The following is a 16,838-nucleotide window of genomic DNA, read 5'->3' on the forward strand; positions in this document are numbered from 1 at the left end:
GATCTGCAACAGCAGACTCAAATAAAATGGAGAAAACCAATGAAGATCAGCCCACTGGTCGCCAGTATCGGCCTGCTTTCCGGCATGGCATTCAGCCAACAGACGTTTGCACAGCCCTCCTCCCCCCAAGCTTCCTCACCTCATCCCGCCGCCAGGCTGCACGGTCATCCCTTACTGCCCGCTCAAGCCAACGAGCAGGCGAGACTGGCCTCTCACGCGCGGCTTAAGCGTGAGGCCAACTCTCAAGCGGAGAGGCAGACAAAGGCTTCGTTGCCGGCGCCGCCGCAGGCCTTTAGCAGTCAGGCGGTGGCGAACCAGGTAATTGAAGGATATGCCGTTGACAAAAAAACGCCCCAAAAACACCAAGCCGTCGTAAGCCTCAACCTGATGAGCCGCTCGGCGGCCGGCGATCTGCAGATGCAGGCCGACAGCAGCTGTGATGAGCTGACAGGCCTCAATGGTCAGGCACTGGTCGATGCATTAAGCGCCGCCACGCCTGCTTGTGTCGGTGCCTTTTACAGCCAGGTGGGCAGTCAGGCCACCGCCAGCTTCAGCCAGGCCAATGTGCTGGCGGTAGCCAATGCCATAGACGGCCGCGCCGAAAGCTACACAGGAACTGACACCCAAGGGCTGGAGTCCTTGATAAACTTTGTCCGCGCCGCCCTCTATGTGCAGTTTTATCATCCGGAAGATGTGCCCGCCTATGATGCCTCGGTAACCACGGCGTTAAGCGGCGCACTGGATAGTCTGTTCAACAATCCCAAGAGCTGGACAGTTTCCGAGGCCAATGCCGGGGTTCTCAAAGAAGCGTTGATCCTGGTGGATTCGGCCAATCTGGGTGCCGAATTCAACTGGGTAACCATCAAGGTTCTCAACGAATACGACAGCGACTGGCAGGCGCTGTTTGGCATGAATGCCGCCGCCAATGCTGTGTTTACTACCCTGTTCCGGGCTCAGTGGAACGACGAAATGCAAGCGCTGTTCGCCCGGGATCAGAGCATTCTCGATGCCCTCAATCAGTTTCAACTTGAGCAGCGCCAACTACTGGGAACCAACGCCGAATACCTGCTGGTCAATGCGGTACGTGAGATGTCCCGCCTCTACTACATAGAGGCGATGAAGCCCAGGGTCACGACTCTGGTCAAGGCGGTAATCGACAGCAGCAGTAAAGAGGACAGCAGCCGCGCCATCTGGCTCGCCGCTGCAGAAATGGCCGACTACTATGACCGCAGCCAGTGCGACTACTACGGCATTTGCGGCTTCAAATACCAACTGGAGCAGGACACCCTGAGTTTCAACTGGAAGTGCTCGGATACCCTGAAGATGCGCGCCCAGGATCTGTATCAGGATCAGGCAAGCTGGATCTGTGAAGTGCTCAGCGGCCAGGAAGCCTACTTCCACAGCAAGCTGGAAACCGGCAATACTCCGGTGAGCGAAGATAACAACGACGATCTTGAGCTGGTGATCTTCAACTCCTCCGGCGACTACCAGTCATTCGCCGGCAGCTTCTTCGGCATCAACACAGACAACGGCGGCATGTATCTTGAAGGCTCGCCGGCCGGGCTCAAAAATCAGGCCCGTTTTATCGCCTATGAAGCCGAGTGGCGCCGCCCCGATTTCCATGTCTGGAACCTGCAGCATGAATATGTGCACTACCTGGATGGCCGCTTCAACCTCCACGGCGACTTTGCCCGCGGCATGTCGGCCGACACCATCTGGTGGGTTGAAGGATTGGCTGAATACATCTCCTACCGGGATGCCAACACCGCAGCCATAGCACTTGGTGAAACCAAGGCATTTGCCCTGTCGCAAATATTCAAAAACACCTATGACTCGGGACAAGACAGAGTCTATCGCTGGGGCTATCTGGCGGTGCGCTTTATGTTCGAGCGCCATATGGATGATGTTCGCCAGATCCTCAGTCTGCTGCGCAGCGACAACTACAGCGAGTATCAAGCCCTGATAGATGGCATAGGCAGTCGTTATGACAATGAGTGGTACAACTGGCTGACAAGCGGCCTGAGCACGGCGGACAACGGCATAGTGGATAAGGGCCCCAGCGACATAGACGCCGCCCCCAGCGGCCGTGAAGGTAACTGGAGTGGCCCGGGCGGCAATATCAGCCGCGACTTTGCCCCCTGCACGGTCAGCGACGAATCCTATCGTTATCAGGAAGGCATGACACCGCTGCTGGATGTGCCAATCGAGTGTATCGACTCGAAAAACGGCCGCGCCAGCCTGGTGTTTGCCAATGAGCAGCGTTCCGACCAAGAGCTGTGGATCAAGGTGGGTGACGGCTGGGGTGATGCCGATATCTATTTCAGCTCCCAAGGCTGGGCCAGCGCCGAAAACAACGAGGGCTTAGGTATAGGCAATGGGAATCACGAGGTGATCAAGGTGCGCCTCAACCCCGACAGCTACTGGCATTACCTGACTCTGGCCGGTGAATTTGGCGGCGTGGATCTATTGCTGTCGACCACAGAAGTCGAAGCCGACCCGGACCCGGCCCAAGGCGGCGGTGATGGCGATGGCAGCGAGCCGGTGGATTGCGGTGCTCCGAGCACAGACTATGGCCAGTTGCAGGCCGGCAAGAATGAATGCCTCAGTGGTGGCCGTTCCAGCTTTTATGTCTGGGTTGAGGAAGATAACACTAGCCTGACCTTCAGCCTCGGCGGCGGCAGTGGTGACGCCGATCTCTACTATGCTGCCGATACCTGGGCAGGTACAGCTCACTATGATGCGTTCGCCAAGACCGCAGGCAACAGCGAGACACTAACAGTCACGGCCAATCGCGGCTGGCGTTACCTGGCGGTGGAGAGTGACAGCCAGTATGCCGGTGTCAGCCTGAGCCTGAAAGTGGCCACGGCCGGTGAACCTCAGCCCAGTGTCCTCGAAAATGCCTGCGCCACCAAGGCTCCACAGAGTTACAGCGAGTTGCAATCCGGCACGGCCATCTGCGCCGCCAGTGGCCGGGGAGACTTCTACTTCTATATTGCCGAAGGTACTCAGGAGATTGAAGTTGTCACAGGCCACGGCAGCGGCGATGTCAGCCTCTATGGTGGCACTAGCTGGCCTACGGCCAACAGTTATCAACAGGTATCCACCCAGCAAGGCAACGCAGAACGTATACTGCTGCAGGCGCCAAGCGAAGGTTGGTACTATCTGATGCTGGATGGTGCCAATGCCGAAGGGGTCAGCATCCAGATGCAGGCTCGCTGATAGCGTTACAGTTTGGATGAAAAAAGCGCTGCCTCGGCAGCGCTTTTTTACCTTTACGGCCATTAGCCCTTCTTGATGGTCATGGTCCAGGCAGCATCGCCCTTCTGGGCAAAGTGAGTCACCTCATGGCCCTCTTCGGCGGCCCAGCGAGGAATGTTTTCTGTCGCCTGGGCGCAGTCATAGTCCAGTACCACTTCGTCGCCTTTTTCTATGCCCTTTATCAGCTTCTGCAGCTCTATCAAAGGGAAAGGACAAAGTTTGCCGGTAGTATCGAGAACATGTTTCATATACAACTCCTTGGATAAAACTCAGATCTGAGCCAGGCGCATGGGCCGGATCAGGGTAAAGTAACTGAAGCAGTAACTGCCAAGCAGAATGGCCGGAATAAACAGCCAGCCCTGCCAGGACAGATAGGCGGTACCCACCAGCGCATTGCCCAACATGCAACCACCGGCAATGCCGCTGCCAAAGCCCATCAACAGACCGCCGATAAGCCCAAACAATACCGTCTTGTGGCCCGGATAGCGCCAACGCTGCTCCGAACTGCCGCGGGCGGCAATAAAGGCCCCGACAAACAAGCCGATGAGGAAGTATCCCGGCCAGCCGAAGAACTTGGTGTTGCCAGTGGTCAGCAGATCCCACAGCTGAGCGCTGGGGCCACTGATACCAACGCCACCGACACGACCGCTTTCCAGGCTCGCAGGCCAGGCCAGCAGAGCCAGCACGCCAATGTTCAGCGCACTCACGAAGGGGTGCCAACGGGCTTCAAACAACAGGTGTGCCAGGCCGCTGCGCCTCGGGGTCATCAGGGCCACAGGGCGCTTGCGTCGCTTGAGATAGCGCATCGCCAGTACGGAGGTCAGCAGCGCCAGGGCGATACTCACCAACCAGGGCGAAACCCCCAGGCTTTGATACAGGGTCTGATCGGCCAACTGTTGCTGTTTGATGGGGGCCAGCATGCTCTTGAGCTCGGCCGTGCGCACCAGTTTACTGGCAACAATAAAGCCCAGCACTGCCATCACACTGGCAGCCAAGCCTTCGGCCGCCCTGTAGTAGGCTCCGGTGGAGCAACTGCCTGCCGCTGCCATACCCAGGCCGAACAGCACGCCACCAATCAGAGTTGCCAACCAGGGGAAATGCCCCGTCGGCAACTTGACCCAACCCAGCTCATAAAAAGCAAACAGCCCCAGGCTCTGGATACTGATGGCGATCAATATGGCAATCACCATGGTGAAGTCTTTCTGCAGGAAGGTGTCACGTATGCCACCCGCCATGCAGAAACGCCCCCGCTGCATCACAAACCCCATGGCCAGACCTATGCCCAAACCACTGAGAATCGTCAGCATAACCGGCTCCTCAGCGCTGGATCAGATAACGGATAGTCGGGCCGTTCTGTTCTATCTCCAGCACCTTGTAACCGTGGTTCTTGGCATCCAATGGAATATTGTTGATCGACTGTGGGCAGTCGCTGATCACTTCCAGAATTTCACCGGGCTTGAGCTGGGGCATGGCCTCCAGGGTGGCAACGGCGGGATAAGGACAGGGTTCACCAACCATATCCAATTGATAATCAGGAGTATATTGGCTCATTACACGGCCTCCGCAGTCAGTTGTGCATCCCGTTTGGCTTTACGGGCAAAGAATTGTTTTTCCCAGGCGAGCATGGCGGCAAACGCCAGGCCCAGCGTCAGGTAGGTGGCCAGCAAGCCGCCCTTGTCCCCCAAGCTGGAAAGCAGGTTGACCTTGTCCCAACTGGTGGCCAGTGGTTCGGCAAAGTCGTCCCAGTAGTAGGCCAAAATGGTGGAGCCGATAACATTACCCAGGCCAACCCACCAGAAGTGCACCTGCCCTTCCACGGCGCGGTACATCCAACCGGTTTCGCAGCCACCGGCCAGCACTATACCGAAACCGAACAGCAAGCCACCGATAACCGCGTTGGGACCGGCCCACATGATCTTGGGTGAAACCCCTAGTTGCACATAGCTGTAAATCCCTATGGCACTGACCGCCATACCTATGATGATCGCCTTGGCCATATGGGTACGGCCGGTGATCCACATGTCGCGAAATGCCGAGGTAAAGCAGATCTGTGCCCTTTCAATCAGCAGACCGAAACCGACGCCACAGAGCATGGCAATACCCAGCTTGGGTGCGTTGAACAGGGTCAGGAGTCCCCAACCGACTATGCCGATAAACACCAGCATGCCGATCCGAAAACGCCTTCTGGCCTGGTTTTCGTCCTGCTTGACCGAGCTGGCCTTGGTGACCTTCTTCAGCGCCACCGGAATGCGGAACATGGGCAGCAAGGTGAACTTGGCGCCAAAGTAGGAACCGGCAGCAGTGGCCAGCGCGAAGAACCAGGCATGCAGCGAGAACTGCGGAATACCGGTAAAGAAGGCCGCCAGGTTACAACCCATGGCCAAGCGGGCGCCGAAGCCGGCTATGATGCCGCCAACCAGGGCCTGCATGATGCGCACCCGGCTCTGTGGCATTCTGAGCTTGACGTTGTTGGCCCATAGCGCCGCGGCGATACAGCCACCGAACATGCCGATAATCATCATGCCGTCGATGCGATCCAGCGGCGTACCGGCCAAACCTATCACCTTGAAGTAACCCCAGTTTTCCGGCTCGGCACCAAGCATTTGCAGTAAATGCCCACCCCAGCGGGTAAATTCGCCGGTCACGGCCCAGAAGGTTCCGGTAAGACCAAAATAGTAGGTGGAGAGAATACCGGCAGCGATAACAGCCGGCATGGGAGCCCAGAAACGGACCAGATATTGTTGTTTAAATTGTTGCCATGTCATGTCATTACCCTAATGAACGAGACCTTGTCTAAACGGACACAGGCGTGTCCGTCAACCATTACAGGTGCGAACAGGCAGCCCGCAGAAACTGACCTGTCGCATCTTATGTATGCCTTTACGGCGATAAAATCGCTGGAGTGCAGCAAACGACCGGCTGTCTGCCATCATCAAAGCACTAAAGACCGGCTGGAACTGGGTTCCGACCGGTCATAAACAGTGTTTAACAACGATGATGAGCAGACAGTAAGCGCTGTGCCAGGGAAGAAGCCCGAGTACTTCGAGGCCTTATTCGCAGCGTCCCTAAATGGCTTTGGCCAGGCGATCGCGGCTCAACCCCGTCAGTCTGTGACCATGGGTGTAGAGCGTCGCACGACCGTTGCGGCAAAAGCCCACCAGCGTGATGTTGCTCTTCTCGGCCAACTCCAACGCCAGTGAGGTCACGGCGGACATGGCAAAAAGAATCTGAATATTGGCACTGGCAGCCTTTTGCACCATCTCGAAACTGGCTCTGCTGGTCAATAAAACCGCGATTGGCCGCTCGGCATGTTTCTGTGAAAAGGCACCGATTAACTTATCCAGTGCTATATGTCTTCCAATATCTTCATAGGCATCAATAATATGCCCTTCTTTATTTAACCCCATGGCAGCATGGGTGGCGCCAGTTAATTTAAAATGCTGTTGATTGTCCTTAACAAAATTCAAAGCAACCTTTAAATTGTTGATATTAAACTTGGCACCATCATCAACTCGAATAACAGGTTTAACCGCTTCTTCAAGTTGGGCAACACCGCAAAGTCCACAACCGGTTCTACCGGCCATATTGCGTCTTTGTTGCTTTAATTCCATGAAACATCTTTGGGTTATCTCAATCTGAACCAGTACACCTTCTTCGGTATATTCAAGTTCAACACCCTTGATTTCATTTATGTTTCTGACTATGCGCTCCGACAAGGTAAAGCCGATTGCAAAGGCTTCGAGATCCTGCGGACTGGCCAACATTACCGTGTGGGCAATGCCGTTATATACCAGGGCGATTCTCACTTCGTTCGCTAAGTAGTCAGTTAATTCCGAAGCCTGCCCTTGTTCCATAAGGGTGACTTGTTTCTCGGTGACAACGTCATGCGAATAATAATCCATAAGTACCCTCTGAACCTATCTAAATAATAAAAATTTACAGACTTTAAAATAAAATAAGAGCTATATCACAAACTCATAAAGTAAATAAAAACAGGGTTGCTTCAACTGCATTCATTTTCTATTATCCTTCTGTCTTTCGATGGAAGAACGTCGTCTCCGGTGAGGCGTCCGGACTTCAAATCCGGGTGGGGCTGCCAGCAGTCCCGGGTAGGTTCGACTCCTATGTTCTTCCGCCAATCTTCATGGGACCAGAAAAGTTCAGCGTCCCGGATCTCCCGACTGTTACTGCGATACTTCCTGCGAGTAAAACCGCTGCGATCGAAGAACTCCAACAGTTGAATACTTACCTTGCGGCCAAGACCTACCATCGCCTTGAACTCGGCGGTTTCCAGTTGTCCCTTTAGCTCTAAATGACCGCGAATAAGATCGGCGTAGTGGCACAGCTTACTGCTGAGCAGATATCTGTCTTTCACCACTGCGGTGATAAACCCCTGTTGCACCAACTGGAAACACAGCGGCCGCAGCTCACCCGGCTCCAGCTCAAGATATTCGGCCATTTCCGTGACCCACACAGGGGTATCCTGCTGCTCCAGCCAAGGAGATAAACGCTGCCAACAGGCTTCGGCTTTGGGATCCAAGGTCATTCTGTGCTGCGGTAACTGCAGCAAGGCGCCGCGCAGCACCATGCGGCGGTCGCGACAGAGGCGCTCCAGGATCAGACTGGCCAGCGGCGATGGCAACTTGCTGTGACTCATGCGCAGCAGGCGGTTGCGCCCCAGCCCCAATTGATCCGGGTGCTGCTGATGGTATTGCTCCAGCAAGGACAGATAGTGCTGTTGCTCGGCCTCAAGCAGTTCCGGTGCCAACAGGAAACCGCCATGGCGGCTGAGTCCGGATTCTTCGATGACCCGACTCAAACCGGCTTCGGTCAACTGCCAGCGCCAGGCCAAGTCAGGCACGGCCAAGGCCTGCTGCCGGCCTAGAAGGGTAAGAGCCGCGGCCGGAGTTTCGGCGTCGGCGAGACGGCCAAGAAGAGCGAGCCGCTCGTCGGTGCGTTTCTTGCGATTGGGCACTGTGAGTGCCAGTACTCTGCCGGCGCCCAGGGTATGCTTGCCACTGGCATGACGCAGCACTATGGGGTCGTCCTGGCACAATATCAGTGGCTTATCCAGCACCAGTTCAGCCAGGCAGTAGCCGCGCTCATCGGCCTCGGTCAGTTGGGATATGCGTCCCAGAGTATGATCGGCGCCGTGGTGGCAATGCACGCTCTGCCAGTGAGTCACTGGCTCAAAGGCACGGATCTGCACCACAGGGCGGCCACAGGCGTCCGGCTGCGGCAAGTTGCTGAGCCAATCACCGCGCTGCGGCGCTCTGTGGTTATCGACGCCACTGAGATTGAGGGCGACCCGGGTGCCCGGAAGCGCCGTCTGCGACTCCTGCCCCTGGCAGTGAATGCCGCGGATCCTCAGCTTGTCTTTCTGACCCGAGCTGTAGAGGTTATCACCGACATTGGCACTGCCACTGATCACTGTACCCGTGACCACCCAACCGGCGCCTTTGACGCTGAAGGCGCGATCCAGGGTCATGCGAAAGGCCTGCTGCGCGTCTGCGGCGACGCCAGCCTTCTCAAGCTGTAGCTCGCTCGATGCCAGCGCCAGAATATGCTCTCTGAGTGAATCGATCCCCTGGCCATTGCTGGCCGAAACGCTAAACACACCAGAGGCCTTGAGGGCAAACTCACAAAGCAGCGCCTCACTCTCTGCAGCCACTTCATCAATGCGGGCCCGCTCCACCAGGTCACTCTTGGTGAGCACCAGTGTCAGGCTCTTAAGCGGCAACATGGCTAAAATCTGCAGGTGTTCACGGGTCTGCGGCATCACGCCATCATCACAGGCCAGTACCAAGAGCGCGTGTCTGGCATGACTGACGCCCACCAGCATGTTGTTGATAAACTTTTCATGGCCAGGCACATCGATAAAGGCCAGTCGCTGGCCGTCGGCAAACGGCATAAAGGCATAACCCAGATCTATGGTCATGCCGCGGCGTTTCTCTTCCGGCAATCTGTCGGTATTCTGCCCTGTCAGGGCCCGAATCAGGCTGGTCTTGCCATGGTCTACATGGCCGGCGGTTACCAGGATCACAGCGACACTCCCAGGGTGCTCAGCTCGGCCAGTAACTCGGCTTCATCGTCGACCCCGCGCAGATCCAGCAGCAGTTGTTCATTGCTGATCCGGCCGATCACCGGCCGCTCGGCCTGCTTGAAGTGTTGCTCAAGCTCAATCAGGCTAGCGCCCGGATTGGCACTGAAAGCCAGTGCCACCGAAGGCAGGAAGGTATCCGGCTGTGAGCCGCTGCCCACCTGGGTGCGGCACTCCACCAGCTCCAGTTGATAGCCGGGGGCAAACAGGGGCTGCAACGCCTGGTGCAAACGGCTGCCTAGCAGTTTGAGTTGCTGCTGGCTGCGGCCGAACTTGGCCATCATAGGCAGTTCAGTATCCAGGGTTTCCGGGTTGAGATAATGGATCAGTGTGGCTTCCAGCGCCGCCAGAATCAGCTTATCGCAGCGCAGCGCCCGTTTGAGCGGATGGCTTTGCAACTTATTGATAAGCGACTGTTTGCCAACAATCAGCCCCGACTGAGGGCCACCGAGCAGCTTGTCGCCGGAGAAGCTTACCAAATCGACCCCATCGGCCAGCATCGCCTGGGGAGTGGGTTCCTGCTTGAGCCCGAAGCGGCGCAAGTCGGTGAGCGAACCGCTGCCGAGATCCGAGATCAGCGAAATATCGTGCTCGCGGCACAGTGTCGCCAGCCGCGACTCTTCCACCGAGGCGGTAAAGCCCTGAATATGGTAGTTACTGGTGTGTACCTTCATGATGGCAGCGGTGTTTTCGGTTATCGCCTGCTCGTAATCCCTGAGATGGGTACGGTTGGTGCTGCCCACTTCCACCAGGGTAACCCCAGCCTGACGCATTATGTCGGGGATCCGGAAGGCGCCGCCTATCTCCACCAGCTCACCGCGGGAAACTATCACCTCTTTACCGGCCGCCACCGCCGACAGCATCAACAGCACGGCGGCGGCATTATTGTTGACCACACAGCAGGCATCGGCACCTGTGAGGCGGTGAATAAGCGAGCTGACGGCATTATCTCTGTGGCCGCGCTTGCCGGCCTGCAACTCAAACTCCAGCGGAGTTGGGTAACGCATCACAGAAGTGACGGCCTCGATGGCCGCCTCGGATTGCTGCGCCCGTCCCAGGTTGGTGTGCAGTAGGGTGCCGGTGAGGTTCCATACCGGCCTTAAACTGTGGCGATAATCGCTGGACAGCTGATCAACCAAAATGCCATACAAGGCTTGGTGTGAGTGACACCACTCAGGCAGGCGTTGCTCGCTGCCTATCCCGGCTCTTGCCAGCCGAAGTTGTCCATCCAGCGCCTGTTTGACGGCGGCCTTGCCAAAGCGGCTCAGCAGTGGGGCCAGAGCTGGCTCGGCCAGCAGGCTATCCATGGAAGGCAAAGCCCGATAGAGGTCTTTGAGAGTATCGGCAGTTTGGGTCATCATCTGTTTCATCATTGACTGAATAAAGGGAGGGCCTGAGCCCTCCCGGCTTTCTTACTGGCTTGGTTACTCGCTGTCTTCTGTCTCGTGGGCCAGCAACAAGGGATTGACTGTGGTAGCACCATAGCCTTTCTCATTGAGCTGACTGTCGAGCATCAGGGTCGCCAAATCATCGGCGGCCACATCCATCAGCGGCGCCTTTTCGAGGAACATCATCTTGGTATAACCATGACAAGCCTCGCAGCTTTCGATGCGAACATTGGCCTGATAGTCGTCCAGAGACCAGAGGTTCATCTCCTTGTCATGCCCGCAACAAGTGCAGTGGGCACGTATGTAGTGCCACTCGCTCTCACACAGGCTGCAATGCAGATAACGCAAACCGGCTCTGGGTTCATCGACTATCACGCTGGCAACCGGATGGCTGCCACAGACCGGACACAGGCTCTGCTGTTCGACCCTGCGCTGATCCATGCGCTGAATAACTGCCGGCGCCCAATGAGACCAATAAAGCCCCATAGCGGCCCACAGAAACAGACTGAACCTGGCGGGCACTGCACTCAGGTTGCCCTGACGCAGCGCCTGCCCCCAGGCACTCAATTGCTCGGGTGCCTGTTGCATCAAAAGACGCAGCACCCGGGCGACCGACTCATCCACCTGCGGCAGGAGTTCACTGAGCAACTGCTGCAGCAAGCTCTGCCAGTAACTGTCGGCGCTGGGACCCAAGTCGGTGAGGGGCTGCCCCTCGGACTTGTCCCAGGCTGGAGGAAGACCGAAGTCTTCCTTCGCCGCCAGTTTGGCCTGTACAGCGACCAAACGGCGACACAGCTCCAGGTAATCAGCCAGCGGCGAGTCCTTGGCCAACACTTCCAAACGCTTGGCTCTGCGCAGATAGACGCTGGCAGGGTCGGCGGCTTTCAGTGGTTTGAGCTCCAGCGGCGACTCGCTGCCGGGGGCCAGGGGTATCTCGGCTGTATGACTCATTTAATGTTTCTCCGCTTCCGAATCTTCTTCCAGCATTCTGGGGTGGTGCTTACGGCACCAGGCCTTGGAGACCTTGCCGTAGAGCATGCCCGCGACCGAACCTTCTACCCAGGTCGCCATCCAGAAGTGCACCATCACGAAAATCAACATGATGAGAGCACAGACGGCGTGCAGCAGAATGGCCCAGCCCACAGTAGTGGCTGAGAAGTAAGGTGCAAAATAGGGCTGCCACATAATGAAGCCGGTGACAGTCAGTACGATAGATGTCACCACAAACGCACGGAACAGCACCTTTTGCCCAGGGTTGTAATGGCCGATAGGCGGGATCTTGTCCTCGTTCTCAAACATCACGTCCTTGATGGCCAGCATCCATTTCAGGTCGTTCTTCTCCCACTTGTTGTGATGGTAGTAACGCACCAACATCAGCATCAGCGGCAGACACATAAACAACCCGGCAATGGGGTGGATAAAGCGCGCCAATTGAGGCGTGCCTGCAATAGCCCCCATCCACTGGAAGGAAGGATAAAAGAACGAAAAACCGGTCAGGAAAGTGACTAAACCTGCCGCCACAATAAACCAGTGGCAGATACGGTCGAACAGCTTATGACGCACTATCATCTCTTGCTTGTGATGCTCGCTCATTTGCCGTCCTCCTCTTTCTGAGCCGCTTGCTGATCTTCTTCAGGCGGCTGATAACCGGGTTGATCCTCTTCGACTATGTTGCGGCCAACGGTGATCTTGTGCAGACAAGCCACAGCGGCTGTTGCCAGGATCCCAACTGTACCCAGAGGCTTGACCCAGTCCTGCCACAGAGTGACAGACAGTGGGATCTGCGGATCTTCCGGCATGTTGTAGCTTTCAGGCTGAGTGACATCGTGCAATATCATCATCATCCCTGTGCCACCCACACCCTCAGGGTTGTAAAGCCCGGCCTTGGCAAAGCCGCGTTCCTTGAGTTCGGCCACCCGCTTATCGGCATAGAACAACATGTCTTCACGGGTACCGAAACGCAGCGCGCCTGTAGTACAGGTCTTGACACAGGAAGGCTCCAGCCCGACCGCCAGACGGTCGGAACACATGGTGCACTTGTAGGCCTTGTTGTCCTTGGGATCGATTTTGGGGATATCGAACGGACAAGCGCTGGCGCAATAACCGCAACCGATACACTTGTCTGAATCGAAGTCCACCACCCCATTGACATGCTGCACAATGGCGCCTGCGGTCGAACACGCCTTGAGACAGGCGGGATCGGCACAGTGCATACAAGCAGAGTGAGTGAACTGCCAGCGCAGCTTATTGCGCTCGTCCATCACCTCGTTGTACTCCATCAGGGTCCAGACCTGGCCTGAGAGTTTCATCGGGTTTTGATAACTTCCCTCGAAACTGCCCACTTCTTCGCGCAGATCGTTCCATTCGGAGCACGCCACCTGACAGGCCTTACAGCCGTTACACTTGGTCGCATCAAACAGTTTTGCGACCTGCTTGACGTCACCAATCCGAGTTTGCGATGCCGGCGTTGCCGCTGAGGTGCCGGAGCGTCGAATAATATCTTGTGTTGCCATTATCAGACCTCCGCCTTCTCAACGTTCACCAGGAACGCTTTGTACTCAGGAACACCCGTGTTGGCATCACCCATTTCGGTAGTCAGCACGTTACAGCTATAAGCCTTCTTGGTGAGGGCGTTATGGCTACCGTGACGTGGAATACCCAGAGTGTGTACCGTTTGACCATTGACCTGCAGTGGACGCAAACGCTTGGTCACCAAGGCTTTGGTAAGAATGTGGCCACGCTTGGAGCTCACTTTCACCCAGTCGCCATTCTTGATGCCTTTTTCTGCCGCCAACTGCTCGTTCATTTCCACAAAGGTCTCTGGCATGGATATCGCCGCCAAACGGCAGTGAGTCGTCCAGAAGTTAAAGTGTTCTGTGAGCGAGTAAGTGGTACAGGCGTATGGGAACTCCTCTTTGGTACCTATGGTTTCTTTCACACCCTCAAACCAACGCAGCACTGGGCTGTGCACCACTTTCGGATGCAACGGGTTGGTACCGATTGGTGATTCCACCGGCTCATAGTGTTCAGGGAACGGCCCTTCTTTCAGCAGTTTCAGCGCGAACAAACGGCCCGCCCCTTCCGGCTGCATGATGAATGGGTGTGCACTGTCCTGTGGATTGAGCTTGGCGTTGAAGTCAGGCACGTCTATGCCTTCCCACTTGCCATCTTTCCACTCGACTATGGTGCGGTTTGGATCCCATGGCTTACCGTTGACATCACAAGAGGCACGGTTGTAGAGCACCCGACGGTTGGCAGGCCAAGCAAATGCCCATCCAGGGGTAATACCTTTACCTGACGGATCGTGGTTGTCGCGGCGTGCCATCTGGTTGCCTTGCTCGGTCCAGGAACCGGCATAGATCCAACAGGCACAGGCGGTGCTGCCATCGGCCTTGAGTTCAGTAAAGCTGCTCAGTTGACGGCCGGTGTTAACATCGTATCCGTTCAACTCTTTGGTCAGCTCAACAGAGCTCGGGTTATGGGCATCTGTGTATTCCCAGTTAACCGCAGCCACAGGCTCAGGCAGTTTACCGCCCTCTTCGCGATACAGCTTTTTCAGCTCCAGCAAGATGCCGGCAACGATTTCCGAGTCGGCCATGGCTTCGCCGGGAGCATTGGCGCCTTTATAGTGCCACTGCATCCAGCGACCCGAGTTGACGATGGAACCTTCTTCCTCGGCAAAACAGGTTGTGGGCAGACGGAACACTTCCGTTTGGATACTGGCGGTATCGACTTCGTTGAAGCCGGGTTCGTTTTGCCAGAAGGTTGCGGTTTCAGATGACAAGTTGTCCAGCACGACCAAGTACTTGAGCTTGCTCAGCGCCTTGAGGTTCTTGTTACGGTTGGGCATAGAGTTAATCGCGTTAACCCCTTGCACGATACAACCGTTGATCTGACCGCGATACATCATGTCGAGGTAGCGGCCAAAGTCATACATCTGATCCCATTTCGGCAACCAGTCGTAACCGAAGTCGTTTTCAGGGGTCGCGTTATCGCCCCAGAACGCTTTCAGCAAAGAGACATAGAACTTGGGATAGTTTTGCCAGTAGTTGGTTTGACCCGGACGCAAAGGCTTGGGCGTATGCGCTGCTAGGTGAGCGGCCAAAGTGGGTTCATTGTCGTTGGGCAGTTTAACGTAGCCAGGCAGACTCTGCGCCAGCAGACCCATATCGGTTGAGCCCTGAACGTTGGCGTGACCACGCAAGGCGTTAACCCCACCACCCAACTGACCAATATTGCCCAGCAGCAACTGCACCATGGCCATGGTGCGAATGTTCTGCGCACCCTTACTATGGTGAGTCCAACCCAGGGCATACATAAAGGTCGCAACCCTGTCTTTGGTATAAGTGCTGCCAATCGCCTCACAGACCACCTGGTAGTCATCTACCGGCGTCCCTGTGATGTTGCTGACAGTGGCAAAGTCGTAACGTTCTACGTGCTCTTTCAGCAGGTTCCACACACAACGTGGGTGCTCAAGGGATTCATCCACCTTGGCATAGCCGTCTTCGTCGAGTTGATAGAACCAGGATTCTTTGTTGTAGTCGCCCTTCTCTTCATCGAAACCGGAGAACAGACCTTCGTGGAATTCAAAGTCTTCCCGCACCAGATAGCTGGCGTTGGTATAGGCCTTCACATAGTCGAAGTTGATCTGGTTGGTGGAGATCAGATAGCGGATCACACCCAGCAAGAAGGCAATATCTGTGCCTGAGCGGATAGGAGCATAGTGATCGGCCAAAGCGGCACTACGGTTGAAGCGAGGGTCAACCACAATCAATTTGGCATTGTTATGTTGCATAGCTTCTGTGACCCAGCCGAAACCGACAGGGTGCGCTTCTGCAGCATTACCGCCCATAATTATCACTACATTAGAGTTCTTGATGTCGATCCAATGGTTGGTCATGGCACCGCGCCCAAATGTTGGAGCAAGACTTGCTACCGTTGGGGAGTGTCAGTTACGTGCAATGGTATCGATGGCGACTAGGCCGAGAGAACGAGCAAACTTCTGAGTCGCAAGACCACTCTCGTTCGCCATACCGGATGAGGTCATCATCCCTGTGGTCAACCAACGGTTGACTGTAACGCCATCGGCGTTTTTCTCAATCAGGTTGGCATCACGGTCGTCTTTCATCAAACGGGCAATACGCTTGTAAGCTTCGCCCCAGCTGATGCGCTTCCATTCATTGGTGCCCGGAGCGCGATACTCAGGGTACTGCAGACGGTGCGGACTGTTAACATAGTCCACCAGGCCTGCGCCTTTAGGGCAGAGCGCCCCGCGGTTTACCGGATGATCGGCATCACCTTCAATATGAAAAATGGCATGTTCAGAGTTTTTGCCACCGCTGCCTTGGCTATACATAAGCAAGCCACAACCCACCGAGCAATACGGGCAGTTGTTGCGGGTCTCTTTAGCTCTGAGTAGTTTGAATTCCCGAACTGCGGCATAAGCCTTCTCGGACAACAACCCCAGCGCAGATATGGCTGAAGTTGCCGCCCCGGCAGCGCACAGTTTGAAAAACTGACGTCTGTTCATAGCGTCCTCACACTCTTGTCGTTATGAGTTTTGATTGGGGTCGCAGCCCTTGGCTGCGACCTGCCAAGTGCAGTCGAACCAAAGACCACACTCTGTGTAAGATTATCCTTAAAGAAACTCAGGATAACAAATAATGACACGAGACAGAGATCACAAAGGAATAGCTATGACAAATTGAACCACAAAAACAAAACCAGCCAGAATAAAAAGCCAACAAACAAACAAAAAGCAGTTTATAAAACCAAAATGAACAAAAAATACACTGAAAGACATTTTGTCCAAACATATAGGTAAATTTTGTCCCAACAGCGAAAAAGGCAGGATAAAGCACCATTAACTGAGGCTCAATCGACGGGAAATAGAAAAGGGTTGCGCTAAAAAAGCCGGCAACAAGCACAAGGGGAAATAACAGAACGCAGGAATATAACAGATAAAACAAAGTATTACATCAGTAACACTTTCACACTATCTGCAATGGACAGCCGGGGAAACAGAATAACCGTCATCAAGTCAAATTGACCCACTGCCCGAAAAACGCCCACCACCAAGGCAGGGCACAAAC

At 55.5% G+C, this 16,838-nt stretch carries 11 protein-coding genes, 1 tRNA gene and 1 pseudogene; 2 read left to right on the forward strand and 11 right to left on the reverse strand.

All coding sequences use genetic code 11. From position 1 onward, the window contains the following. Nucleotides 1-84 precede the first annotated feature (84 nt). Nucleotides 85-3,219, forward strand: coding sequence for a M9 family metallopeptidase (locus tag ACWAU4_RS18945; RefSeq protein ID WP_454290578.1), 3,135 nt, complete (start codon nt 85-87; stop codon nt 3,217-3,219). A 62-nt stretch (nt 3,220-3,281) separates the two neighbouring features. Here ACWAU4_RS18945 and ACWAU4_RS18950 read toward each other — a convergent pair whose 3' ends face one another. The 5 genes from ACWAU4_RS18950 to fdhD form a co-directional block, all read right to left on the reverse strand. After that, nucleotides 3,282-3,506: a sulfurtransferase TusA family protein gene (locus ACWAU4_RS18950; RefSeq protein ID WP_025010173.1), complete on the reverse strand. Its 225-nt coding sequence runs from the start codon at nt 3,504-3,506 to the stop codon at nt 3,282-3,284. Between the two features lie 21 nt (nt 3,507-3,527). Continuing rightward, the gene (locus ACWAU4_RS18955; protein ID WP_208125136.1) at nt 3,528-4,565 is read right to left on the reverse strand and encodes a YeeE/YedE family protein; all 1,038 of its coding nucleotides are present in this window, start codon (nt 4,563-4,565) and stop codon (nt 3,528-3,530) included. Between the two features lie 10 nt (nt 4,566-4,575). Beyond that, on the reverse strand, nt 4,576-4,809 hold the full coding sequence (gene yedF / locus ACWAU4_RS18960; RefSeq protein WP_025010175.1) for a sulfurtransferase-like selenium metabolism protein YedF: 234 nt from the start codon (nt 4,807-4,809) through the stop codon (nt 4,576-4,578). Further along, complete coding sequence (gene yedE / locus ACWAU4_RS18965) at nt 4,809-6,023, reverse strand: selenium metabolism membrane protein YedE/FdhT (RefSeq protein WP_208125137.1); 1,215 nt, start codon at nt 6,021-6,023, stop codon at nt 4,809-4,811. Before yedE ends, yedF begins: the two co-directional genes overlap by 1 nt. Before the next feature lie 300 nt (nt 6,024-6,323). Then, on the reverse strand, nt 6,324-7,160 hold the full coding sequence (fdhD, locus tag ACWAU4_RS18970; protein WP_028780619.1) for a formate dehydrogenase accessory sulfurtransferase FdhD: 837 nt from the start codon (nt 7,158-7,160) through the stop codon (nt 6,324-6,326). A 141-nt stretch (nt 7,161-7,301) separates the two neighbouring features. Here fdhD and ACWAU4_RS18975 point away from each other — a divergent pair. Then, a tRNA-Sec gene (locus ACWAU4_RS18975) sits at nt 7,302-7,396 on the forward strand. A 69-nt stretch (nt 7,397-7,465) separates the two neighbouring features. On the opposite strand, the pseudogene selB reads toward ACWAU4_RS18975, so the two are convergent. The 6 genes and pseudogenes from selB to fdnG all read right to left on the reverse strand — a co-directional run. Then, a pseudogene (selB, locus tag ACWAU4_RS18980) lies at nt 7,466-9,301 on the reverse strand (selenocysteine-specific translation elongation factor); the annotation flags it as partial. After that, complete coding sequence (gene selA, locus ACWAU4_RS18985) at nt 9,298-10,719, reverse strand: L-seryl-tRNA(Sec) selenium transferase (protein WP_028780621.1); 1,422 nt, start codon at nt 10,717-10,719, stop codon at nt 9,298-9,300. The pseudogene selB and the gene selA, both read right to left, overlap by 4 nt. A gap of 63 nt (nt 10,720-10,782) precedes the next feature. Next, nucleotides 10,783-11,697, reverse strand: a complete 915-nt coding sequence (fdhE, locus tag ACWAU4_RS18990) for a formate dehydrogenase accessory protein FdhE (RefSeq protein WP_044735252.1) — start codon at nt 11,695-11,697, stop codon at nt 10,783-10,785. Next, complete coding sequence (locus tag ACWAU4_RS18995; protein WP_025010178.1) at nt 11,698-12,339, reverse strand: formate dehydrogenase subunit gamma; 642 nt, start codon at nt 12,337-12,339, stop codon at nt 11,698-11,700. Beyond that, the gene (fdxH, locus tag ACWAU4_RS19000) at nt 12,336-13,259 is read right to left on the reverse strand and encodes a formate dehydrogenase subunit beta (RefSeq protein WP_025010179.1); all 924 of its coding nucleotides are present in this window, start codon (nt 13,257-13,259) and stop codon (nt 12,336-12,338) included. The genes ACWAU4_RS18995 and fdxH overlap by 4 nt, the downstream gene beginning before the upstream one ends. A 2-nt stretch (nt 13,260-13,261) precedes the next feature. Beyond that, nucleotides 13,262-16,276: a formate dehydrogenase-N subunit alpha gene (gene fdnG / locus ACWAU4_RS19005; protein WP_123116983.1), complete on the reverse strand. Its 3,015-nt coding sequence runs from the start codon at nt 16,274-16,276 to the stop codon at nt 13,262-13,264. Between the last annotated feature and the right edge of the window lie 562 nt (nt 16,277-16,838).

The organism is Shewanella sp. FeAMO, from assembly GCF_053653955.1.

Bases quoted from the DNA above. Each gene is read 5' to 3' on its own strand.
- fdxH (WP_025010179.1), bottom strand. From the start codon at position 13,259: ATGGCAACACAAGATATTATTCGACGCTCCGGCACCTCAGCGGCAACG.
- ACWAU4_RS18995 (WP_025010178.1), bottom strand. From the start codon at position 12,339: ATGAGCGAGCATCACAAGCAAGAGATGATAGTGCGTCATAAGCTGTTC.
- ACWAU4_RS18945 (WP_454290578.1), top strand. From the start codon at position 85: ATGGCATTCAGCCAACAGACGTTTGCACAGCCCTCCTCCCCCCAAGCT.
- yedE (WP_208125137.1), bottom strand. From the start codon at position 6,023: ATGACATGGCAACAATTTAAACAACAATATCTGGTCCGTTTCTGGGCT.
- fdhD (WP_028780619.1), bottom strand. From the start codon at position 7,160: ATGGATTATTATTCGCATGACGTTGTCACCGAGAAACAAGTCACCCTT.
- ACWAU4_RS18955 (WP_208125136.1), bottom strand. From the start codon at position 4,565: ATGCTGACGATTCTCAGTGGTTTGGGCATAGGTCTGGCCATGGGGTTT.
- selA (WP_028780621.1), bottom strand. From the start codon at position 10,719: ATGATGACCCAAACTGCCGATACTCTCAAAGACCTCTATCGGGCTTTG.
- ACWAU4_RS18950 (WP_025010173.1), bottom strand. From the start codon at position 3,506: ATGAAACATGTTCTCGATACTACCGGCAAACTTTGTCCTTTCCCTTTG.
- yedF (WP_025010175.1), bottom strand. From the start codon at position 4,809: ATGAGCCAATATACTCCTGATTATCAATTGGATATGGTTGGTGAACCC.
- fdhE (WP_044735252.1), bottom strand. From the start codon at position 11,697: ATGAGTCATACAGCCGAGATACCCCTGGCCCCCGGCAGCGAGTCGCCG.